The organism is Pseudomonas sp. R2-60-08W, from assembly GCF_003852335.1.
GTDB lineage: Bacteria > Pseudomonadota > Gammaproteobacteria > Pseudomonadales > Pseudomonadaceae > Aquipseudomonas.
This window is the reverse complement of sequence record NZ_CP027731.1, coordinates 2,840,991-2,863,673: the sequence shown is the minus strand read 5'-3', so window position 1 is coordinate 2,863,673 and position 22,683 is coordinate 2,840,991. Positions and strand designations below refer to the sequence as shown.

23 protein-coding genes are annotated in these 22,683 nt (G+C 61.7%); 17 read left to right on the top strand and 6 right to left on the bottom strand.

Annotated elements, in window-relative coordinates; genetic code table 11:
- Positions 1-110 precede the first annotated feature (110 nt).
- The 11 genes from C4J90_RS12960 to C4J90_RS12910 all read left to right on the top strand — a co-directional run bounded on the left by C4J90_RS12960 (position 111) and on the right by C4J90_RS12910 (position 11,580).
- Complete coding sequence (locus C4J90_RS12960) at positions 111-839, top strand: AraC family transcriptional regulator (RefSeq protein ID WP_124362779.1); 729 nt, start codon at positions 111-113, stop codon at positions 837-839.
- A gap of 182 nt (positions 840-1,021) precedes the next feature.
- A complete protein-coding gene (locus C4J90_RS12955) occupies positions 1,022-2,086 on the top strand; it encodes an SDR family oxidoreductase (protein ID WP_124362778.1) in 1,065 nt (354 codons plus the stop codon).
- Positions 2,083-3,342, top strand: a complete 1,260-nt coding sequence (locus C4J90_RS12950; protein ID WP_124414653.1) for an aspartate aminotransferase family protein — start codon at positions 2,083-2,085, stop codon at positions 3,340-3,342. The genes C4J90_RS12955 and C4J90_RS12950 overlap by 4 nt, the downstream gene beginning before the upstream one ends.
- 14 nt (positions 3,343-3,356) lie before the next feature.
- Positions 3,357-3,800, top strand: a complete 444-nt coding sequence (locus C4J90_RS12945; protein WP_124362776.1) for a type II toxin-antitoxin system RatA family toxin — start codon at positions 3,357-3,359, stop codon at positions 3,798-3,800.
- A 3-nt stretch (positions 3,801-3,803) separates the two neighbouring features.
- The gene (locus C4J90_RS12940) at positions 3,804-4,946 is read left to right on the top strand and encodes an acyl-CoA dehydrogenase family protein (RefSeq protein ID WP_124362775.1); all 1,143 of its coding nucleotides are present in this window, start codon (positions 3,804-3,806) and stop codon (positions 4,944-4,946) included.
- Positions 4,943-5,770 (top strand): SDR family oxidoreductase, encoded by an 828-nt coding sequence (locus tag C4J90_RS12935; RefSeq protein WP_124419968.1) that lies wholly within the window; start codon positions 4,943-4,945, stop codon positions 5,768-5,770. Before C4J90_RS12940 ends, C4J90_RS12935 begins: the two co-directional genes overlap by 4 nt.
- Before the next feature lie 85 nt (positions 5,771-5,855).
- Positions 5,856-6,740: a fatty acid desaturase gene (locus tag C4J90_RS12930; protein ID WP_256658969.1), complete on the top strand. Its 885-nt coding sequence runs from the start codon at positions 5,856-5,858 to the stop codon at positions 6,738-6,740.
- Positions 6,741-6,787: 47 nt separating this feature from the next.
- On the top strand, positions 6,788-7,603 hold the full coding sequence (locus C4J90_RS12925) for a DUF3050 domain-containing protein (RefSeq protein ID WP_124362772.1): 816 nt from the start codon (positions 6,788-6,790) through the stop codon (positions 7,601-7,603).
- A gap of 29 nt (positions 7,604-7,632) precedes the next feature.
- The gene (locus tag C4J90_RS12920) at positions 7,633-8,700 is read left to right on the top strand and encodes an HlyD family secretion protein (protein ID WP_124362771.1); all 1,068 of its coding nucleotides are present in this window, start codon (positions 7,633-7,635) and stop codon (positions 8,698-8,700) included.
- Positions 8,697-10,214, top strand: a complete 1,518-nt coding sequence (locus C4J90_RS12915; RefSeq protein WP_124362770.1) for a DHA2 family efflux MFS transporter permease subunit — start codon at positions 8,697-8,699, stop codon at positions 10,212-10,214. Before C4J90_RS12920 ends, C4J90_RS12915 begins: the two co-directional genes overlap by 4 nt.
- A gap of 22 nt (positions 10,215-10,236) precedes the next feature.
- Complete coding sequence (locus C4J90_RS12910; protein ID WP_124419967.1) at positions 10,237-11,580, top strand: TolC family outer membrane protein; 1,344 nt, start codon at positions 10,237-10,239, stop codon at positions 11,578-11,580.
- 33 nt (positions 11,581-11,613) lie between these two features.
- On the opposite strand, the gene C4J90_RS12905 is transcribed toward C4J90_RS12910, so the two are convergent.
- On the bottom strand, positions 11,614-12,144 hold the full coding sequence (locus C4J90_RS12905) for a DUF2867 domain-containing protein (RefSeq protein WP_124362768.1): 531 nt from the start codon (positions 12,142-12,144) through the stop codon (positions 11,614-11,616).
- Positions 12,145-12,185: 41 nt separating this feature from the next.
- The gene (locus C4J90_RS12900) at positions 12,186-12,806 is read right to left on the bottom strand and encodes a DJ-1/PfpI family protein (protein WP_124362767.1); all 621 of its coding nucleotides are present in this window, start codon (positions 12,804-12,806) and stop codon (positions 12,186-12,188) included.
- Positions 12,807-12,930: 124 nt separating this feature from the next.
- Between C4J90_RS12900 and C4J90_RS12895 the strand changes: the two genes are divergently transcribed.
- Complete coding sequence (locus C4J90_RS12895; RefSeq protein ID WP_124362766.1) at positions 12,931-13,491, top strand: TetR/AcrR family transcriptional regulator; 561 nt, start codon at positions 12,931-12,933, stop codon at positions 13,489-13,491.
- Here C4J90_RS12895 and C4J90_RS12890 read toward each other — a convergent pair.
- The 3 genes from C4J90_RS12890 to C4J90_RS12880 form a co-directional block, all read right to left on the bottom strand.
- A complete protein-coding gene (locus C4J90_RS12890; RefSeq protein ID WP_124362765.1) occupies positions 13,447-14,772 on the bottom strand; it encodes a type II toxin-antitoxin system HipA family toxin in 1,326 nt (441 codons plus the stop codon). The genes C4J90_RS12895 and C4J90_RS12890 overlap by 45 nt on opposite strands.
- A complete protein-coding gene (locus tag C4J90_RS12885; protein ID WP_124362764.1) occupies positions 14,765-15,082 on the bottom strand; it encodes a helix-turn-helix domain-containing protein in 318 nt (105 codons plus the stop codon). Before C4J90_RS12885 ends, C4J90_RS12890 begins: the two co-directional genes overlap by 8 nt.
- A 266-nt stretch (positions 15,083-15,348) precedes the next feature.
- A complete protein-coding gene (locus tag C4J90_RS12880) occupies positions 15,349-15,867 on the bottom strand; it encodes an SgcJ/EcaC family oxidoreductase (RefSeq protein WP_124362763.1) in 519 nt (172 codons plus the stop codon).
- 166 nt (positions 15,868-16,033) lie between these two features.
- Here C4J90_RS12880 and C4J90_RS12875 point away from each other — a divergent pair, with 166 nt between their 5' ends.
- Genes C4J90_RS12875 through C4J90_RS12860 form a run of 4 tightly spaced genes read left to right on the top strand, consistent with a single transcriptional unit; the run spans position 16,034 to position 20,655 of the window.
- Positions 16,034-17,212 carry a sensor histidine kinase gene (locus C4J90_RS12875; RefSeq protein WP_124419966.1) on the top strand — a complete coding sequence of 393 codons (1,179 nt, stop codon included), beginning with the start codon at positions 16,034-16,036 and terminating at the stop codon, positions 17,210-17,212.
- Positions 17,209-17,862 (top strand): response regulator transcription factor, encoded by a 654-nt coding sequence (locus C4J90_RS12870; protein ID WP_124419965.1) that lies wholly within the window; start codon positions 17,209-17,211, stop codon positions 17,860-17,862. The genes C4J90_RS12875 and C4J90_RS12870 overlap by 4 nt, the downstream gene beginning before the upstream one ends.
- 10 nt (positions 17,863-17,872) lie before the next feature.
- On the top strand, positions 17,873-20,188 hold the full coding sequence (locus C4J90_RS12865; protein WP_124419964.1) for an ATP-binding protein: 2,316 nt from the start codon (positions 17,873-17,875) through the stop codon (positions 20,186-20,188).
- Positions 20,185-20,655 carry a response regulator gene (locus C4J90_RS12860; RefSeq protein ID WP_124419963.1) on the top strand — a complete coding sequence of 157 codons (471 nt, stop codon included), beginning with the start codon at positions 20,185-20,187 and terminating at the stop codon, positions 20,653-20,655. The genes C4J90_RS12865 and C4J90_RS12860 overlap by 4 nt, the downstream gene beginning before the upstream one ends.
- On the opposite strand, the gene C4J90_RS12855 is transcribed toward C4J90_RS12860, so the two are convergent.
- Complete coding sequence (locus tag C4J90_RS12855) at positions 20,652-21,536, bottom strand: NmrA/HSCARG family protein (RefSeq protein ID WP_124419962.1); 885 nt, start codon at positions 21,534-21,536, stop codon at positions 20,652-20,654. The genes C4J90_RS12860 and C4J90_RS12855 overlap by 4 nt on opposite strands.
- 140 nt (positions 21,537-21,676) lie before the next feature.
- Between C4J90_RS12855 and C4J90_RS12850 the strand changes: the two genes are divergently transcribed.
- The gene (locus C4J90_RS12850; RefSeq protein WP_124419961.1) at positions 21,677-22,552 is read left to right on the top strand and encodes a LysR family transcriptional regulator; all 876 of its coding nucleotides are present in this window, start codon (positions 21,677-21,679) and stop codon (positions 22,550-22,552) included.
- Positions 22,553-22,683: the final 131 nt, after the last annotated feature.

Below are 22,683 nucleotides of genomic sequence, written 5' to 3'. Positions count from 1 at the left end.
CGTGCTACATGCGGGCAAGCTTTAGAGCGCACCACTCACTTGAATCCAGACCTGCGAAGGCCTACCCTGCACGCGTGCAACACTCACCCAGTGCGTCAGGAAGACCTTTAATGTGGGATGGCAGCGTTACCTTTGGCGACTCGTGGGCCGGCTACATTGGCCGTGCCGATCAAAACACCGCCCACTCCCATGTCGCTATCCAACTGTGCATCGGCTTGGGCCAGCCGGTCACCCTGGAGTTGCCCGGACAGTTGGTCCGCGCAGCCGGTGTGATCATCGGGCCCAACGTCGAACACCGGGCCGTGGCCGACAGTCATCCAGTGGCGTTTGTGTATGTCAGCCCGGACTCGGCATTGGGCCGTGCGCTCAATGCATTGCTGCAAGACAATGGCATCGCCCTGGCCAGTGACGAATTACTGGAGTGCTTTCGCCGCGCCACATCCCTCCCGCACTTTGTCGACGCCCTCTCGCGGTTGCTCGCGATTACCACGCCGATCGACCATAGGCTTTACAAAGCCCTGAATATTCTGCGCCTGGACCGCGACGGTCCCGGTAGCGTCAGTCGCGCTGCCCATGCGGTGGGGTTGTCCAGCCCACGCTTGCGCTGCGTCGCCACCCACCAGATGGGGGTGTCCCTCTCCCAATGGATCATCTGGAACAAATTGGAACAGGCCTCCAAATCCCTGGCCGGCGGTTCGACGTTATCGGACGCCGCCGCCGAAGGTGGCTTCTCCGACCAGGCGCACCTGGCCCGCATCATGCGCCGCATGATTGGTATGACGCCGCGCACTGCCGCAGAGGTTTTGCGCAAGACAAGCGTTTCGTTCAAGACGCGCTGATATCAAAACGCCAATATCGATCGCATCTTATTCGCAAAAACGGTAAGCGCTGATCGTCTCCCTCCAGAGCCACTCAGCGCCACCGACCGTGAATAAAAAGTGTTCGCTAGGGGCACCCGTGCCTGCGATTCGGCGAATGGCCCCGTTAATTGTTTCGATGAGTCCGCAGGGAAGCGCCCTACATGTCAGCACAGCAAAAATTAACCGTCCTTCTCACAGGAGGCTCAGGCGTACTGGGTGAGTCACTGATCGACTGCCTGGCAGAAGACTTTGACCTGGTCTGCCTGGCGCGTAAAAGCCGCATCCGCGATCCCCGGGTGGAAGTGCTCACGGGCGATATCTGCAGCCCTCGCCTGGGGCTGGCCGACGACGTTCATGCAGCGCTGCTTGAGCGTGTCGACTGGGTGATCCACGCCGCAGCGGTGACTCGCCTGGACGGCGATATCGATCAGATTTTTTCGGTGAACTACCTCGGCACCGAAAACGTAGTGGCCTTTGTGAAGCAAGCCAAGGTTCCGCTGTATCACATCAGCACCGCCTTCACCCATCCCTGCGACTATTACGAAGGCGTCCAAGCCGAAACCCCTTACGAAGTCGCCAAGCGCCAAGCCGAAACCCTGGTTCGCTCGGCCGGTATCGATGTGTCGATTTTTCGCCCATCCATCATCATTGGCGATGCGAAGACCGGGTTCATGCCCAACTTCCAGGGCTTTCATATGACCATGGGGCTGATGATGTCCGGCGTGCTGCCCATCGTGCCCTGCCCGTCTGCCGGCTATGTCGACCTGATCGCCCGTGATGTCGCGGCACAGGCCATTACCAACGCGCTGCGCCAGCGTTTAATCGGCGAAGACTATTTTCTTACCAGCGGTTCCCAGTCCCTTGATCTCGATGGTCTGCTGGACCTGATGTGCCAGTCCATGCAAGCCCAGGCGCAACCGTTCACACGGCCACGATGCCTGGCGCCGGACATTTACGAACGGTTGATCCGCCCGGTATTTCTTCCGGCGCTGAGCGGCAATATCCAGGCCGCCCTGACCCGCGCCACACAGCTGTGCCGCTATGCCTGCCTGCGCACGCCGCTGCCCACGTCCTTGCCGCAGTTACTCGGCGAAACGGCGTTCAGCCAGCGCGATGTCAGCCGTGAGTTACTGCTGTCGCTCAACCACCTGGCACCCAAGCTGGGAGCCTTGACGAGGATGCTCAAGCAGCCGCTGTTACCGTCCACACAAGCGAGCGCGGCATGAACCCGCTTGTCGCCGAACCCGCCATCGACGCCGCACAGGTCGACCAGTATTTGCGCAAGCATGTCAACTCGGGCTACGCACGCCTCGCTTCGCTGATGAACCTGCCGATCGAGCAGTCCAGCCGTGGCGTCTACATCTATGACGAGCAAGGCCGCCAGTACTTGGACGCCGGCGGATACGGCGTGTTTTTCCTGGGCCATGGCCATCCGGTGGTCGTGGAAGCGGTCGCCCGGCAACTGCAGAAAAATGCGCTGGCGAGCAAGCTATTGCTCAATCCGCAACAGGCTTTTGCCGCGCACGCACTGGCTGCACATTGCCCAGGCAATCTGGAGTATGTGTTCTTTTGCAACTCGGGCGCCGAGGCCACTGAAGCAGGCCTTAAACTCGCCCGCCTCAACGGCTGCCGCCGCACGTTGTCAACTCTCGGCGGCTTCCATGGCAAGACCCTCGGTGCCCTCGCCGTCACCGGCCGCGAAAGCTACCGCGAGCCGTTCAGTGGGTTGCTCAGCGACAGCGACTTTGTGCCGTTTGGCGACAGCGTGGCACTGGAGCAGCAACTGCGGGCATCGTCGCAAAAGGCTTGCGTGATCCTCGAACCGATCCAGGCCGAAGCTGGGGTGGTCCTGCCGCCGCCAGGCTATCTCAAACGTGTGCGCGAGCTGTGCGACCAATATGACGCCGTGCTGATTATCGATGAAATCCAGTCTGGCCTGGGCCGCACCGGCTACTGGTGGGGCTGCGACCATGAGCAGGTGGTGCCCGACATCATGCTGGTAGGTAAAAGCCTGTCGGGCGGCTGCGTACCGGTGAGTGCCATGGTTGCCAGCGCTACGATCTATGCGCCTTTCAACCGCAACCCCACGGTTCATACCTCGACCTTCGGCGCCAATCCGCTGGCCATGGCGGCGGTACAGGCCACGCTGCAAGTGATGGTGCAAGAAGACCTGGTAGCGCGTGCCCGGCTGCTTGGGCAGGACCTGCATGCCCGCTTCAGCGCGCTGTTGCAACAACGGGGCTGGACCGAGCGAGTCGAGCTGCGTAGCGCAGGTTTGCTGTTCGGCTTTGAATTTGCCGACGCGTCGATCGCAGCAAACATGGTCATGGCCCTTATCGAGCAACGAATCATTGTGTGCCACTCGCTCAATGATCATCGGGTGCTGAGGCTCACGCCATCGCCGCTGTTGACCGCCCAGGATTGCAACTGGTTGCTCGAAGGCTTCGCGCAGGCGCTGACCACCTCAATGCCATCCCTTTGAATGGAGTTTCCCCCATGCAAGAAGTCAACGTGCAGGCCCACATTCCCCATGCCTGCGCTGATGAAGTATTTGCCGTGATCAGCGATTTCAGCAAGTACGTCGAGCTGTGTAAATCGGTGCGTAACATCACCATCAACAAAGTCAGCGACCAGGTCTCGTTCACCTCCTGGGAGGTCAACTTCCACAGCGGCATCCTCAAGTGGCAGGAGCGCGACACGTTCAATGCTCAGACCCGGGAGATTCATTTCGAGCAAATGGCCGGCGATGTCGATCACTTCTCCGGCACCTGGCAGGTTTTACCGGACGGCAAAGACGCGATCATCACCTTTGAATCACGCTTCGACCTGGGCCTTCCGATGCTTGCGGACATGCTCGACCCGGTGGCCACACAGGCCATTCGGGAAAACATCCACTCAATCATCACCGGCCTGTTTCCGGCGAGCTACTTGAAGGCGTGAACCATGTCACTGTCATTGCTGAATCGCTCGCGCGCCCTGCTTCAACGCTACGCCCCGGGTTTTGACGAGCGTCTGGCGGCGATACCGGCCGGCGAGCGCGAAGCCCCCCAAAGCGACGTCATCGCCCTGTTCAAGCAACATGGTCCGGTGGGCTTGTTGGTCAACCGCGCAGCAGGCGGGCTGGGTGCGGACATCCTCGACGCAATGCATGTGCAGATCGCCATTGGCGCGCGGTCGCCCTCACTGGCGGTGGCCAGCACCATGCACCAGTTTTCCGTGGCGAGCTTGTTGGCACTCACACAAAACGGCGGCGGCGCCGAAGGTCTGTTGCTGGCCGCCGTCGCACAAAACCGCCTGCTGCTGTCGTCGGGTTTTGCCGAGGGCACTTCGGGCGCCGGGATCCTCGATTCGGCCATGCAGGCGGTGCACACCCCGGAAGGGGTACTGCTCAGCGGCAGCAAAAAGCCCTGCTGCCTCGGCCAGTCGATGGACCTGCTCACTGCCAGCTACATCCGCCAAACCCCGGCGGGTGAAGAACTGATGGTCGCTTTGATTCCCGCCACTGCATCGGGCATCAGCCGCAGTGCCTTCTGGCAGAACAGCGCCCTGGCCGCTGCTGAAAGCATCGAAGTGCGCCTGAACGACGTGCTGGTGCCTGAGCGCATGCTGTTTTCCGCCGGCTACACCCACCTGCTGGGTGACGTGCAGACCGTGGGGTTTATCTGGTTCGAACTGCTGATTTGCGCGTCTTATGTAGGCGCCTGCGCGGGTCTGGTCGAGTCAGTGACCGACGCCGCACGCTGGACAGCCCATCACCGCGTGGATCTGGCAGCCGACCTGCAATTGGCGATCAGTGCACTGGAAGGCGCAGCCCTGGATATCGAGCGCAACCCGCAGGACTTGCCGAATGTGCTGGCCCGCCTGCTGTTGGTGCGCTACGGCATCGAACGGCGGCTTGCCCAGCTCTCCGACCAGGCCCACGCCATGTTGGGGGGGATGGCGTTCATCACCAGCAACCAGAGTTCCAACGGCTTACTGGCCTGCCGCGGCCTGCAATTCCATCCCCCGGCAAAGATCTCGATGGCGACCAACCTCGACACCTACTTGACCGACTCAACCTTCAGCATGACCGGAGCGCACCCATGAACCTGCTCGGAAAAATCATCGTAATCACCGGTACCGCGCGCGGCCTGGGCTTGGCGACCGCCAGCAAGCTCAAGCAACAGGGCGCCACGGTGATTGGTCTAGACATACTTACGCCGCAGGAGGGCAGCCTGCTGGACGCGTTTTATCAAGTCGACCTGTGCGACCGTCACGCTCTGGCCGCCGCAATCAGTGCCATCAGCACCGATTTCGGTGACATCGACATTTTGGTCAATAACGCCGGCATCCTGACCCTGGAACGCGGCGAAACCGGCGTTACCGATGAAGTGACCCGCGCGGTCGATGTGAATCTGTTCGCACCATGGCAATTGGTCTCGGGGCTCCTGCCGGGGTTGCTGCGCAAACGCGGCAAAGTGGTCAACGTGTCGTCACTGTTCGCGCTGGTGAACGCGCCCTACGTGGCCGCCTACGCTGCCAGCAAACGTGCACTGAGCGCTTATTCGGATGTGTTGCGCATGCAGTACCGCGGCGAACTCGACGTGGTCACGGTGTACCCGGGGTTCATTGACACTGCAATCCACTTGCCGGCGCAGCGTGTGGGCCTGTCGGTCAAGCGCCTGGTGACGTTCAAGTGGGGTGACAAGACCCTGCTGTCGCTGGAAGAAAAACTGGAGGCAGCCGCTGCCGGCCTGGTGCGCGCCTGCCAGAAAAATGGCCTGCGCAACCGTGGGCTGACGTTCATGGGCACGCTGGCCATGTACACCGCGCGCTGCATGCCAAGCGTGGTTGATACTTTTATCGCCCTGCGCCTGCGCACGCTCACGCGTGGCGGCCACCTGGCACTCAAACCTGAACTGATCGAGTAAGCCGTAGCCAATGGCCAGCCACCCGCATCCCAAACCCCAGGTCCGCCTCGACCGTGCCTTGTTCAGGGCCCGATCAGGAGAATCCTTGCTGATCATTGCCTACGCCTTGAGTCTCTACCTGTTACCTCTCGCGCTGTTTGTGTGGGTGGTGAGCACCTCCTCCGTTTTTTGGGTGCTGGTGTGCTCGCCGTTGGTGGTATTGGCCGGATATGGGTTGTTTCTGCAAGCGATCCTTGGGCATGAAGGTTTTCACTTCAACTTGAGTGCGAACCCCTTGCACAGTTGCTACTTGGGCATTGCCACCAGTTCGTTGCTGCCAGGGTTCTGTGTGACCGGTTATTTCGTGGACCATTGGCAACACCATCGTTACAGCAACAGCGAGAAGGACCCGGACTACCGGCTCTTTTCGCGTTACCACACGCTGGCAAGCCGCATCATGCTGTCGCGCCTGGTCGCCACCCTGCGCTATCTGCAGGCCACTTGGCGCCTGGCCTTCGGCCCACTGAACACGCCCTCGCCACTGCCGCTGAGTGCGATCGAGGTGCAACGGCTGGCTCGCTGCAATATTGCCTGCCAGGCTGGATGGCTCAGCCTTTACGGGCTGGCTATCTGGCGCATCGACGGGCTGCTTCTGGGGTTTTCCTTGAGCCTGGCGGTGGCGTTCCTGATCTCGGCGGTCAATGCCTATCAGGAACATGCTTTCGAAGCGGGCCATCAACAGCCGCCAGCGCGCTCACGCACTTCGCGCTTCAACACCTGGCTGCACGCCGGCTCGAATTTTCACCTGGAGCATCATTTTTATCCCGCAGTGCCGTGCTGGCGACTGCCCCAGGTACACCGCCACCTGTTGGACGCGGGATGGTATGCAGGCCGGCAATACCTGCTTGAAAAGCACTTCGTTCGGTCCTTCCGATACGCCTGCAGTCGCCACCCCTATCGTGGAAACACGCTGAACGACAAACACCCTTAATTTCCCCATGGATTTTCCGCCTGAACCCTCAGGCCGCAGGAGCACCTATGCCTTTTAACATCGATAGCCACATTGAAACCGAACGCGAACAGCTGTTCAGCCATCCGCTGTTTGCAAACATCCGCACCCTCGAAGACGTGCGCACGCTGATGGAGTTTCATGTGTTCGCCGTATGGGACTTCATGACCTTGCTCAAGCGCATCCAGCGCGACCTTACCTGTGTGGAGTTGCCCTGGGTGCCGCCGGTACACATCACCGCCGCCCGTCTGATCAATGAAATCGTGGTCGGCGAAGAAACCGACGAGCACCCCAATGGCGGTTTTATCAGCCACTTGGATTTGTACCTCACGGCCATGGATGAAATCGGTGCCGACAGCACGGTATTCCGCCGCTTCCTGGCAGCGATCAAGGCCCAGGTTCCCCTGGCAAAGGCGCTCAACGACCCGGCTATCCCAACGGCGGCGAAAGTGTTCATGTGCCAAACCCTCGACATTGCACAACACGGCACGACCGAAGCGGTGCTGGCGTACTTTTTCTTTGGTCGTGAAGACATCATCCCAGATATGTTTGGCCGACTGCTGTCGCAATGGTCGGTCAGTGAACATGATGTACCGATGCTCACGTACTACTTGAAGCGCCACATCGAAATGGACGGCGACGACCACGGTCCGGCAGCCAAGCGCATCATCGCCGAGATCGTCACCACACCCGCGCAACACCTGCATATGGTCGAGAGTGCCAAGACCGCCATCAATTCACGGATCGAGCTGTGGAACAGCGTGCACCAGTTCCTGCTGGACAAGGCCCATTCCACTGCGGACCGCCCTGTGCGTGAGGTCGAAACCGTTTCTGAGCCTGCTTGACACAGACGCGCAATTACAGGGAGTACCTCATGACCAAAGGCAAGCTGGTAAAACTGACGCTGTGCGGCGTCGTGGTGGGCGGGCTGCTGATGTTGGGCTGGCAGCGCTGGCAGTATTCCAGCACCTACGTGAGTACCGACAATGCAGAACTCGATGGGGTGATTATCCCGGTGCGGGCCAAGCTAACGGGCGTAGTGATCAGTGTGCCGGTGACGGACAACGTCACCGTACAAAGCGGTGACTTGCTGTTTCAGATACGCGACAGTGAATATCACTACCAGCTGCAGCAGCGCGAAGCACAATGGCAAGCGTTGCTTGCCGCCGCCGGGCGCGCCGGAGGGCCGGGTGCGCTGGACAGCCAGGTCCTCGGTGCGGTTGCCCTGCGTGAAGCCGCGCAGGCGGCCCTGGCGCAGTCGAGTGCCAACCTTGAGCAGGCGCGCAATGACTACCAACGTGCCCGTCGCCTGGGTGCTCAAGGCGCGCTGAGCACCCAGGACCAGGAAGTGGCCAAGGCGCGTTTCGACGCCCTTCGTCATGCTCAGGAAGTGGCGCGCAGTAATACTCAGGCCGCCGCTCAAAGCACCTTGGCCAACAAGGCTGAACTCAAGGTGCAGGACTACCGGATCGCCGCCGCGCAAGCCGAAATGGAACAAGCCAGGATCAAGCTGAACGACGCCCGCCAGACCGCGCCGATGCGCAGCATTGTCTCGAAAAAAGAGGTGGAGCCCGGCCAGTTCGTGGTTGCCGGCCAAAAGCTCATGAGCCTGATTGCAACCGACCCGCTGTGGATCACCGCCAACTTCAAGGAGACCCAGGTGGGCCGCGTACGCGTCGGCCAGAATGCCCGGGTTACCGTAGATGCGTTCCCCGGGCACACCTTCGACGGCGTCGTCGAAAGCCTGGCACCGGCCACCGGGGCGAAGTTCTCCTTGCTGCCCCAGGAAAATGCCACGGGCAACTTCACCAAGGTGGTTCAGCGTGTGCAGGTACGCATCGCGCTTACCGGTGTGCCGGATAACTACAAGGCGCTGTTGAGCCCGGGCATGAGTGCCTTTGTTGAAGTCGCCACACACCACAACGGCAGCCAGACGCTATGAGGTCGCCCTACCTGATTGCGTTCACCGTCACGCTGGTGTCGATGATGGAGTTGCTGGATGTCACCATCGTCAACGTGGCGATTCCCAGCCTGATGGGCACCTACGGTGCCTCGGTCGATGAAATTTCCTGGGTCTCCACCGGTTACGTCGTGGCCAACGTGGTCATTCTGCCGGTCAGTGGCTGGCTGTCGGCGTGGTTTGGGCGGCGTACCTATTACCTGGTATCAACTGCAGTATTCGTGCTGGCATCCCTGGGTTGCGCACTGTCGGCCGAACTGTGGCAACTGGTCGCGTTCCGGGTGTTGCAAGGCCTGGCAGGCGGCGGGTTGCTGGGTATTTCCCAGGCAATCATCTACGACGTGTTCCCCAAGGAAAAGGTCAGCAGCGGCATGGCGTTGTACGGCGTGGGCGTGATGATGGGGCCGACCCTGGGCCCGACCGTCGGCGGCTACCTGATCGACACGTTGTCGTGGCATTGGATCTTCCTGATCAACCTGCCGATCGGCGCCGTGGCCCTGCTGCTGTGCTGGCTGTGTATCAGCGACTCGCCCAACGAGCAAAAACCCAGCAGCGTCGACTACAGCGGCTTCTGCTTGCTGGCCCTGGGGGTCGGTAGCCTGCAGATCCTGCTCGAGCGCGGCGAACATTGGGACTGGATGGCGTCCAACTGGACCGTCGCCTGCCTGTTGCTCAGCAGCTTCAGCCTGGTGGGCTTCTTCTGGTGGGAACGGCGGGTGACCAACCCCATCGTCAATGTCGCGCTGTTTCAGAACCGTGAATTCCTGATGGGATGCATTTGTGCCTTTTGCGTGGGTTTCGGGCTGTACAGCACCCTGTTCATGGTGCCGCTGTTCCTGCAGACCTTATTGGCACAAAGCGCCTACCAGAGCGGACTGGTGATTTTTCCAGGTGCGGTGGCCAGCGCCATCAGCACCCTGGTGATCGGCAAGCTGTCCCAGGAAAACAGAATCGACGAGCGCGTGTTCGTGACCTTGGGCATCGTGATGTACTGCTATGCCATGTTCCTGCACACCCAGTTCACCCTCGACAGTAACCCGGACACGCTTTATTGGCCCCTGGTGATCCGTGGCCTGGGCCTGGGCATGATCTTCGTACCGCTGACCAACCTGGCGATGCGCCGCCTGCCGCTGACATTGATCTCCGGCGCCTCGGGGGTCCTGAACCTGATGCGCCAGCTGGGCGGCAGTGTCGGCATCGCCATCGCCGCCACGCTGCTCACGCGATTCTCGTGGGAGCGTTATCGCCTGCTCTCCGAACACGTCACCGAATCCAGTCTCGTCGCGAGCGGCTGGGCAGGCGTGGAGACCGACCCGTTGTTTCTCTCCCTGGGCCTGGCGAGCCATCAGCAAGCCATAGCCCTGATGCCTTACCTGCAAGCGCGCGAGCAGGGGCAAATGCTGGCGTTCAGCATGTTGTTCGGCACCTTGGGAGCCGTGATGGCCATCGGTATTCCAATGGTGCTGATGATGCGTAGAAGCCCCGTCAGTCGATAAATTTTTCAGTGGAGCACACCCCTTGCGTATTCCAGGCCTGCGTCTCGACACCACCACACTGCTCACGCCCCTGTGCTTGCTGGCCCTGACCTGCGCGCCCGCACAGGTGTCGGCAGATGACCTGTATCACCTCTACCAAAAGGCGCTGACCCATGACATGCAGTTCGCCGCTGCACAGGCCCAGCAATTGGCCACGGCGGAAAAGGAACCGCAAAGCCGCGCCGACCTGCTGCCGGACCTGTCTGTCACCGGCGGCGCGGCCTGGGTCGATGCCGAGGATTCATCCGACTACCACCGCAATCGCAATAACACCAACGCCTACGCGGTGGTCCTTACACAACCACTGCTGCGCTGGCAGAACGTGATTGCCCACGATCAGAGCAAGCTCTTGATCAGCGCCAGTGAAATCCACACGGAACAGGCGCGCCAGGACCTGATGCTGCGCGTTGCCCGCGCTTATTTCGATGTACTGCTCAACCAGGAACTGTTGAATACACGCACGCAACAACTGCAAACGCTGCGTGAGCGTCTGGACCGCAGCCAACGACTGCTGGCCGATGGCGCCACCACCGCCAACACGCTCGCACAGGTGCAGGCCAAGTATGACCAGGCATTTGCCGAACAGATTGGCGCGCGTGGCGCATTGGACATTGCCAACGAAACACTCACCCAATTGACCGCCACACAGGCGCGCCCGTGGTCAAGCAAAGAGCCGCAGTTCAGTGCCCCAATGCCCGCCGCCATAGGTGATTGGGCCAGCACCGCGCAACAAGGCAACCTGGCCGTGCAGTCGGCACAGATTGCCCAGCGCCTGGCTGAAATGGACATCGACAAGGAACGGGCCGGCCACTTGCCGACCCTTGACCTGATCGCCGCCCATGGCCGCTTCGCTTCGGTCGGCGGTGATGTGTACGACGTCACATTGCCGCAAAATCGCTATAACCAGACCGTGGTAGGGGTCAAGTTGAGCGTTCCACTTTACAGCGGCGGTCGCACCAGCAGCCGCATGCGCGAAGCTCACGCACTGCAAAGCAAGGCGGCGGATGAAGTGGAAGAGGCGCGCCGCAACGCCGGGCTGATGGCGCGTCAGGCCTACCTGCAAGTCACGAACGGCATAAGCCAATACCGGGCACTCAAGCAGGTGCTGAACTCCAGCCAGATCAACCTCGCCGCCGTGACCCACGGCTTCGAAGCCGGCTCGCGTATCAACACCGATGTGCTGGACGCCCAACAGGTGGTCACCGATACCCAGCAACGTCTGGTCCAACAGCGCTATGCCATTCTGATGGCTCAGTTGCACCTGTTGGCCTCCACTGGCAACCTGAACGACGTGCGCCTGCGTGATGTCAGCCGTTCGCTGAACTGAAGTGCTGATGAATGGAGCGCTGCGCCCTGGGCCTCAGGGGCGGTTAGCCAGCGGCCAACCGACGCGCGCCGCCCGAACCAGGCTGGCCTTGACAACCAAGCGGTGGAACGGCGCGATAACCATGATGTAGGCCCGGCCCAGGCGGTTGTGGCAGTGCACCACGGTTGAAAAAACCAGTTGGCGACTGCCATCTGGCTCGGCCTCATCCGCACACAGGAGCGATATGCGAAAGTCCAGGTGCTTGTCGTCTTCGCCCAACACAATTTCGGTGCGGTGGGTGCTGTAGACCTTGAAGACGCCAACCCGATCAGCCAGTGATGCCAGGTACCTGGCGGTCTTGAGACCAAAACAGGCAACGATCGTGTCGCGCACCGTCATGAGCCAGCCGATCCACGCTGGCTGGTGGGAAAGGATGAATCGCACCAGCACATCCGCGTCAGCGGATGTACCTGCCGGGAGCCGAATCGCAAAAGCGTCCGCCAGGTGCATCGATTGATAAAGGTGGGTGATACTGGACCTTGAGGGAACAGGCACGGACGTAACGAGCTCGCATTCTCGGGGCATCGGGGGAATCTCTTTTGGGTGCTAAGGGGCATGAGCATGGATCAACGGGATGTCGTTAAGGTGCCCACTTCTCCTTGCCGAATACTGAGCCCGATCAAGGCATCATAGAGCGCTTGCTGGCCGGTTGGCAGTACCGGGAGCAACGTCGCACGGCGCTTGTCGACATCGAACCAGGACTCCACCAGCCATCCCACCAGATAGAGCGCCGAAAGGCATCCGCCAGCGGTTGCAACGTTTCCCTGGAAGACAAGCGGCCGGTCCATGCACTCAATTCCCAGAGCCTGCAGGTGTGATCGTGCATCCGGGTGCGTCGTGGCCAGGCCGTTGAGCAGCCCGAGCCGTTCAAGAATGAAAGCGCCGGCGCAGATGGCGCCGATGCGCTGGCGTTTGGGGTCAAGTTCAAACACCGGCAGGAAATCCGGGGCGGCAAGTGCAGCGGGTATGCCTTGCTTACCGCTGACGAACAATACCGCGTCTGCGCTATTGGCCTCGCGAAGCGGACCGTGCACCGAAACAGGCAAGCCGTGCGCTGATCGCACGATGGGGCTGGCACCCACTATTCGCACGTGCCAGTCCTCCGTATTGCGGCCTAGAATGTCCCACATCAGGAACAGGTCGATATCGGTGAAATGGTCGAAAGCAACCAGGACGATTTTCTTCAAGGCGAACTCCATGAACAGGCAGGCCTGCAAAACGCAGCGGCCATCTATGCGGGTGTTCGTAGCCTATCCATCGTTTGCGCACCATACACAGCCTGTATGGCGCTAAATAGGGAGTGAATAACGGGTGAGCACACTAACGCGGCACCATTGGATCGCGGCGGGTTTTGAGGCGCTCGATCAAGTGGGGCATCCTGGCGTGTCGGCCGAGAGTCTGTCGCGCCGACTGAATGTGACCCGTGGATCCTTCTACCACCATTTCCGCAATCGCGAAGATTTTGTCCGCGCCTTGCTGGCCGCCTGGGAGGAAGACTACACGGAGCGCATGCTCGCTTATGCCGCGCAGGGTCGTGGCGCGGGCGAAACCTTGAAACGCTACTTGAGTATTGCCGCTGAGAAACAACCCGGGCGTGAAATTTCGATCCGCGCCTGGTCGCTGCACGACCCGTTGGTGGGCGAGTTCCAGCAACGCGTGGACGCAAGGCGCCTGGACTTCGCCATACGCACTTGCCGCAGCGTGGTGCACGGGCCCGGCGAAGCCGAAGTGATGGGCCAGATGGCCCATCTGTGCCTGATTGGCGGCCAACAGGCAGGGCTGCGCCGTGATGCCGCGCGCTTCAACCGTTTCCTGCACCGAGCCGTTTCACTTTTTGAACGGGCTCTTTCTCCGTGGCGGCTTCGATCCTGAGCTGAGCGTCCCCTTTTGATCGGGTTGTAGCAGGGCTACGTTCTGATCGATGCGGCCTTGGATCATGCGCAAGGTGTCTCGGGTAATCGCCTGTGGGTACAGGTCTTCGGCGATGCTTGCAAACCGGCTCGCTACCTCACAAATGCCGTCAATCACTCGGCCTGCAATCTCCGGGGGCAGCTCGGCTTCCTCGGCAAGCCTGAGCATGTGCGCGCGAGAAATCGACAGGGCTTCTCCCATCACGTCCATCTGGTGGTAGCCGCCTGGCCCCTCGCAGAAGGTTACGTCGTAAGCCGGAGACAGTCTCCACTGACCGCCTTTGGACATGACATAGGCAAAATTCTTGGGATGATCGTCTCTGTTGTTGAACGCTACATTGAAGACGGCACGCTCGAACGCCACCGCCATTTCTCGCACGTCGTTGGTACACATCTGCGTTGCCCGCACGAAGTTGACATAGTCCAACACCCCAGGAGACCGGTAATTGGCCCCCGTAAAGGCCGCAAGGCTTTGCATGGGTATGCGCTCGCCGTCCCGGCGGTCAAATCGCTTGCAGGCAAACGCTGCCAAGCCACCGGGCAGACTGAAATACTGCGTGTCAGCGGTCTCGATACCGCACAGGCGCAGGCATTGGGCATACACCATTTCGATGGCGCACACCTCGGCCTGTTCTTCTTTGGCCGGGAACTTGATCAACCATGCTTCAAAGTCCGGCGTGACAGCGGTGGTGAACCTTCCCGTTTCCGGATCGCGATAAACGAGGGCCTTGGGCCTGGCGCCTTGAGGCGAGCCGCCCACCAACAGCAACGTCTGCAGGAACTCTCCTCCATCGCCATGGAGCACTTCGTGCACTTCGCTGGCAAGCTGCTCCAGCGAAATGTGGGCAGTGGATTCCAGCCCTTCGGGTACCACGGGCTCGAACGTCATGGCGCCCATCGCGCTGCTACCGACGTAGGCCAGCCGTTCCAGTGGGCCGATTCGCGCCGTACTGAGCCCGCGGCGCCTGAACAGTCGGTCCATCAGCATCATGCCCCACCCGTCCGGCAACGCGTCGTAAACAGGACCTGGCAAGTACAGCTGGTGGTCTGGAAAGTCTCGGCGCAGTTGAGCCCCCTCCAACGGCAGCGTATAGGAGGACAGTTCCAAGCCCCTTTGCCTGGCTTGATGGCTGTACTCGAACAGGATCAATGGGCGACCGGTCAAGGCGGTCGTGGAGACCAGCGTGCCCCATTGCCACCGCTCGCCCCAGCCCTCGTAGAAGACATTCACCTGCTCAAGCATTGCCGGGCTTCCTCTTGGTACGCAGACGATTGGCGCTGTTTTCGTAGCGTCGAATATCCTCGATGCTGTCCAGCTTCGGCAGGAACAGGCCTTCGAGTTCCTTGGTTCGGCCAAGGGCCATCGCCACCCGGACCACGTTCTCGAACCCGACATTGCGCCCGGCTTCAAGGTTGGACACGGTGTTGGTGCCGATGCCGGCACGTCCGGCCAGGTCAGCTTGTGTCATGTCCAGCGCCAGGCGCTCTGTGCGCAAGCGATCGCAGAGGCGCTTGACGACCTCGCTCGGCTTGCTGAAGCTTAAATCCAACATAGTGTGTACCCAGCCCATGCTCTGCCAGTTAACCCCCGTGACTATAGAGTTAACCACAGTGACTAACAAGCTTGGTAAATCCAGTATATTGGATATTAATGGCTTAAATTATGCGATAATCCACGTCTTATTGGATTTATAGAGTACAGAATGGGCGCAAGAAAACGCCATTGTGCAGTACAGCCCTGTCCCCCCAGCCCTTCAACGGGGCTGACCGCAAAAAAAAGCCCACACCGGCACAGGCATGGGCATTTTTGTTCCAGCGGTTACTTCCCGGCGTGTTTGGCCTGCACCTCCGGCATCGCCGAAGAGTGATGGTTAAGAATTTTCCACTGCCCGCCCACCTGCTCATAGACAAAGGTATAGCGTGCCTGCACCTGGCGTACCTTGCCGTCCGATTCGGTCAGGGTGAAGGTGTACACGCCGCTGTCCATGGCGACGTTGCTGCCCAGTTGGCGGATCTCACGGTAGTTGATCTGGCCCACCGGCTTGAGCATCAGGAAGTGGTCGAAGTAGTCGGTGATCTGCTCCGGCGTGGTGCGCACCTGGTTCGACACGGTCGGCTGCAACACAGCGCCTGGTGCGTAGAGGTCCACTACCGATTTAACGTTGCCGGTCTGCAAGGCGCTGTTCCAGCGGTCGAACAGCCCGGCAATCTCGCGGTCTTTCACATTGGCCGGCGCCTGGGCCACCTCACGGTAGACATAGGGGGCTGTCTCGGCAGCGTGAACAATCGGTGCGCTCAGGGCAAATATCAGGGCAAGCGGCGCGATCTTGAATGTCATGGCGTTACTCCAGTGGTCGTCGTTGAGCCCACTTTGCCCTCCTCCCCGGCGCCCGCCATCGGCCAACCGGAGGTGTTTACCTATGCCATTTGGCAGATAGCGCCCAAGGTGTTCAACGATGTTTAATACATCCCCCTCGCGCCCGCCGTCCACTGGAGCATTATCCGTGCATGACAACCCCCATGACCCCGCCAGCGCCTTGGCCATGCGCGCGCATTTCCGCCAGTCGGAAAGTCGTACGGCGCGCCTGCGCCTGTTGGTGGATACCGGGCAGCAATTGCGCGAACTGGCCCCCGACGCCATGCGCGAACGCGTACTCGCGCGGGCCTGCGGGTTTCTGGCGATGGACCACGGGCTGCTGCAGGAGTGGGACGCCGACGGCATCGCACACACCAGCGCCCGCCATGGCAACCCGGCGCGATTGAGCAGCCTCGCCCACCTCGCCGACCGCAGCCTGCGCTCGCCGTGTTGGCAGGAACGGCCATCAGAGGACTTGCCCAGTGTGTTGCAAGTGCCGTTGCGCGCCGGCGACGGCCCCGCCATTGGCGTACTGGTGCTGGGCAATAGCGTCAGCCTGCGCACGCCGGAGCATGAGGACAGCGAATCGCTGCAACTGCTCGCCACCTTGCTGGCTGCCCACCTTGAAAACGATCGCCTGCTGAGCACCCTCAAGACGCGCGACAAAACCCTGTCCGACCTGGTCAACCGCTTGCTCCGCGCCCAGGAGGATGAACGCAAGCGTGTGGCCTACGACCTGCACGATGGCCTGGCGCAAACCCTCGCGGGTCTGCACCAACGGCTGCAAGGCTTCGCCGGGCGTTGCCCGCCGCTGCCGGACGCATTGGCCGCCGACCTGCAGGCGATACTGACCCTGGCCCAACACTCGGTCGGCGAGGGTCGGCAACTGATCGCGGGCCTGCGCCCCACGGTGCTGGATGATTTCGGTCTGTTCAAAGCCCTCGATAAAGAAGCCGACCGCCTGCGTGACGCCGGCATCAACGTGCTCTGGCAGGCGCACTGTGACACGCGCTTACCCAGCCAGGTGGAGATCGCCTTGTTTCGGATCGGCCAGGAAGCCATCAACAATGTGCTCAAGCATGCGCGCGCCAGCCGGGTGCAATTGACCCTGGCACTGCGTGACGGTCACGCGTCGCTGCGGGTTGATGACAATGGCAAGGGCTTCACGTCGGAGCCGTCACTCGATGACGCCCAGCACCTGGGCCTCGCCACCATGCAGGAGCGCGCCAGCCTGCTGGGCGGCAGCTTCACCTGCGCCAGCGCCACCGACGGCGGTACCCGACTGCACGCTCGCGTGCCAGCCCACTGGAACGGAGTCCCTCAATGACCCACGTTTTGCGCCTGGTGCTGGCGGACGATCATGAAGTCACGCGCACCGGCTTCGTCTCCCTGCTGGCGGGCCACCCGCAGTTCGAGGTGGTCGGTCAAGCCAGCGATGGCCTGCAAGCGGTGGAGCTGTGTGAGCGACTGCTGCCAGACATCGTCATCCTCGACATCCGCATGCCCGGCCTCAACGGTTTGGGCGCCGCCCGCTTGCTGCAACAACGCCTGCCGGAGGTGAAGGTGGTGATATTCACCATGGACGACAGCCCCGAGTACCTCGAGGCGGCCATGCAAGCCGGTGCAGTGGGCTACCTGCTCAAAGATGCCAGCCGCGCCGAGGTGATTCAGGCGTTGCAACAGGTGGCCGCCGGCGGCGAAGCGCTTAACACGGCGGTCAGCGCCCGGCTGCTGCGGCGCATGACCGAACGCCAGGCCAGCGGCGCCGCTCCCGGCGAGCCACTGACCCCACGGGAGCGTCAGGTGCTCGGCCTGGTCGCCAACGGCATGAGCAACCGGGCCATCGGCGAACAGTTGGGCATCACCACCGGCACGGCCAAGGCCCATGTCGAGCGGGTGATCGGCAAACTCGGCGCGGCCGACCGCACCCAGGCCGCCGTGCGGGGCATCGCCCTGGGCCTGGTGACGCCACCATGAAGCGACGCCGATGAAAAAATATTGGGCCGACCTGCCGTTACGCGGCAAAGCGCTGGTGGTCATTTCGCTGCCCCTGGTGGTGCTGTTGCTGTCCCTGGTGCTGATCTACACCACGGAGCGCCAGACCGCCCGCGCCGAAGAAGATGTGCGCCGCGTGTTGCGCGTGCAAGGCGATATCCAGGCCGTGCATACCCTGCTCGCCGAAGCCGCCGCCAGCGTGCGCGGTTACCTGCTCACCCACCGCGAAGACTTCCTGCCCACCTACCTGAACGCCAAGCCGCAGATCGAGTCAGCCCTGCGCCGGCTCGACCGCAATGTGCGCGATCAACGCGTGCGCGAGCAGCTCAGCGCGATCAAACCGCTGATCGAGGCCAAGGTCGACGGGCTGGAGCAGATGCTCAAGGACAGCAAGGCCACACCGCAAGCCATCAGTGCCATCCTGATCAGCAACAAACACATCCTCGATGCCCTGCGCCAACACATCAGCACCATGCTCACCCTTGAAGACTCGCTGCTGGCCGAGCGTAGCGCTGCGGCATCCGATACCCGGCAAAGGCTGTTGCTGTCCACCTGGCTGGCGGCGATCTGCGGGCTGTTCGGGGCGATTGTCGCGGTGTTGTTTCTGTCCAAGGGCATTGTGGCCCGGGTGCAGAATGTGCAGCGCAACGCCCAGCGCCTGGCCCAGGGTTCGCCGCTGCTGCCACAGCCCCCGGAAAAAGACGAAATCGGCCAGTTGGGCACCCGCCTGGTGGAGGCCGGCTTATTGCTGGCCGAACGCGAACGCGCATTGCGCGACAACGAAGAGCGCTTGCGGCTGATCATCGACGGGGTCAAGGACTATGGGATCTTCGCCCTCGACACAGCGGGCCATGTCACCAGTTGGAACAACGGCGCGCAGCGGATCAAGGGCTATACCGAACAGGAGATCATCGGTCAGCATTTTTCACTCTTCTACCTACCCGAGGAATGCCCGCAGCACCCCGACCTGGCATTGCGCGAAGCCACCCGCAACGGCGATTACACCGAAGAAGGCTGGCGCTGCCGCAAGGACGGCACGCGGTTCTGGGCCAGCGTGGTGATCACCGCGCAACACGATGCTACCGGCGCGCTGCGCGGGTTCTCCAAGATCACCCGCGACATTACCGACCGCCGTGCGGCGGAGATCGCCCTGCGCACCGCCCGCGAGGAAGCCGAACGCGCCAGCCGTGCCAAAAGTGAATTCCTCTCGCGCATGAGCCATGAGCTGCGCACCCCGCTCAACTCGATCCTGGGCTTCGCACAGTTGTTGGACATGGACGTGCCCGAGACGCAACAGGCCAATGTCGGGCACATTCTGCGCGCCGGCCAGCATCTGCTTACGCTGATCAACGAAGTGTTGGACATCGCCAAGATCGAGGCCGGCAGCCTGGCGTTGAACATCGCACCGATCCCGCTGGCGAGTGCCCTGCAAGAGGCGTTGACCCTGGTGTCGCCGATGGCCGCCGACGCGGGCGTGCAGCTTCAGCCGCTGCCGGCACTGGGGGCGGATACCGGCATCGTCGCCGACCGCCAACGCCTGACCCAGGTGCTGCTGAACCTGCTGTCCAATGCGATCAAATACAACCGGCGCGAGGGCCAGGTGAGCCTTGAGATCAGTATTCACGGTCAGCGGATCAGCGTGTCAGTGTGCGATACCGGCAACGGCATCGCCGCCGATCACATCGGGCAACTGTTCAAGCCGTTCGAACGCCTGGGGGCCGACCCGAATGTGGAAGGCAGCGGCCTGGGCCTGGCGCTGAGTAAAAGCCTGCTGGAAAACATGGATGGCCAACTCAAGGTGCAGAGCCAGCCCGGCATCGGTTCGCGCTTCACCCTGGAACTGCCCTTCGTGCGTTTGGCCCACGCCCACAGTGGCGCCACACCTGGCATCGAGCCCGAATTAAAGCGCCCTGCCCCCGTCGCCAGCACGTTCCAAGGCAAGGTGTTGTGCATCGAACACAACCTCTCCAGCCTGGCGCTGATCGAGACCCTGCTGCAACGCCGGCCCGGCATTCGCCTGCTGTCGAGCATGCAGGGCCAGTTGGGGCTGGACCTCGCCGCGCAGCATGCGCCACAGCTGATCCTGCTGGATGTGGCGCTGCCCGACATCGATGGCTTGAAGGTGCTGCAACGCTTGCGCCAGTCACCAATCAGCCGCGACACACCGGTGCTGATGCTCACCGCCGACGCCAGCGACCTGACCCGCCAAGCATTGCTGCAGGCAGGCGCCACCGCCGTATTGAACAAACCGATCAACGTGCCTGGGTTTCTTGCCCACCTCGACCAAGCTTTTCCGGAGCCTGCGTGAACCTCGACCTGCGTATCCTGATCATCGACGACCAACGCCCGAACCTCGACCTGGTGGAACAACTGCTGGCGCGCGAGGGGCTGACTAACGTGCTGAGCAGCACCCAGCCGCTGCGCACCCTGGAGTTGTTCAACAGCTTCGAGCCGGACCTGGTGATCCTCGACCTGCACATGCCGGAGTTCGACGGCTTTGCCGTGCTGGAACAACTCAACCGGCGCATCCCTCAAGGCGAATACCTGCCGATCCTGGTACTCACCGCCGACGCAACCCGCGACACGCGCCTGCGCGCCCTGGCCCTGGGCGCCCGGGATTTCATCAGCAAACCCCTCGACGCATTGGAGACCATGCTGCGGGTGTGGAACCTGCTGGAAACCCGGGTGCTGTACAAGACCCTGCGTACGCTGGTGCCGGCGGAACAGATTGAACTGCTGCAGCGTTGCGGTTCGACGGCGATACGACGCTGCTAGTGCGGTTGGCTGACGAAGCCGGCCGTCGCTTCACGCACAAAGTCCTCATAGGCACGCAACGGATGCCCGATGATCGCCTCCAACCGCTCCACGGTACCTTCGGCGGCGTGCATGCCGAACGTCTGGATAGCGGCCATCATCAGGCGCATGTCGTACGCCAACCAAGCGGGGCCGTAGGCAGCCAGTTGCCCTTCGAAGGCCGCCACATCGTCACCGCCGTAGGCGATCTCGCGGCCCAAGGCGGCACTCCAGATCTTCGCCACGGAGGCACCCGTCAGGGCGGTTGGCCCGACCAATTCCAGGGTTACGCGCGCAAGCGCGGAAGGTGCTTTATCGCGTCGCAGCAGTTCTGCCACGGCCACATCGGCAATGTCGCGCGTATCGATCATTGAAACCCCGGCCGAGCCAATGGGCATCGGGTACACCGCGTAGTCCTGAATGGTCTGCCGGACCATGAGGTCGTTTTGCATAAAGTAAGCGGGGCGCAGGATCGTCGCGGGCATGTCGAGGCTTTCGAGCATGCGCTCAACCGTGTGCTTGCCGGTGAAATGCGGCACTTGGGTGAAAGTGTCGGCATGAATCACCGACAGGTAAACGATGCGCTCGATCCCCGCCTCACGCGCGAGGTTCAAGGTGATGAGGGCTTGGGTGACCTCGTCGGGCGTCACGGCATTGAGCAGGAACAGCGTGCGTACCGCCGACAGCGCGGCGCGCAGGGAGACGACATCGGTGAGGTCCGCGACAACCTCGGTGACGCCTGCCGGGAAATCGCGCTTGCCCGCCTGGCGAACCAGGGCCTTGACCTCGGCGCCCGCCTCTGCAAGGCCTTGGGTGACGAGTGAACCAATCGTGCCGGTGGCGCCGATAACCAGAATGCTCATGGTGAAACTCCTGCAGTGGGTTTAGATAAGTTAGTGAGTGAAATCCGCAACGCTCGCTGCGATGTGTTCAACGATATGCTGTTGCGCAGGCGGAGCACAGACGCCAAAATACAGACACTTCGTTTCAAAAGTGGGACACCATGAACCTGAACGCGCTGATCGATTTTGCCCTCGTCGCCACCAATGAAGGGCTCGGAAAGGCCAGCCGTGCGAGCGGTATAGCCAAGGCGACCTTGTCGCGCCGCATCGCTGACCTGGAAGAACAGCTGGGCGTCAGGCTGATCGAGCGCAGCGCACGCGGCTTGAAACTCACCGAAGCCGGTGAAGTGCTGATGACGCGCACGGAAGGTCCGCTGGGCGAGGTGATCGAAGCCTTGACGGCGGCTCGTGAGGGCATCTCAACACCGCGCGGACGCTTGCGCGTGGCTGCCCCGGTGCTGTTTTCCCAGCTTGCGATGGGGCGCATTGGCGCCGAGTTCTGCGCCGCCTACCCTGACGTGGAGATCGAAGTCGTCGCCGAGGATCGCCTGGTTGACCTTGTAGAGGAACGCTTTGACGTTGCCATCCGCATCAACCCCAGCCCGGACAGCAGCCTGGTTGGCCGCTGCTTCGCCAAAGACCGACTGATCGTGGTGGCGGCGCCGGAGGTGCTCAAGCCGATGCCCGGCGCGGTCCGGCCCGTTGCCGCTATCGTGACGTCGAGTTTCGAGCCCACCCACTGGCATCTCGATGGCGGGGAGCTGGTGCTGGAGCCTAAGCCGAAGCTACGGTTCTCTTCGTTATTGATGGTGCGGGATGCAGCTGTCGCCGGCGCCGGCGCCGCCCTGATTCCACAGTCCATTGCCGGGAGCCAGCTTGCCCGTGGTGAGTTGGTCCAGTGGGGTACCGTGCACGGAATGGAACCCGCGCTGTGGGTGCTGCATACATCCAGGCGCCTTGCGGCGCCGAAGGTTCGCGCGTTTGTGGAGTTCATCTGCGCGCACTATCCGGGCATGTCGTTGGTGTTGAAGGGATAACGGCGCTCTCGCGTGAGTCTCTTGCAGCCTGCGCAATAGACTATTGCCATCAAGGGCATTGATAGCCCCCTAACGAAACCCCCATGCTAGCGGGCTGTCCGCGCGCTTATATCATTCCGAATGATAGTTAC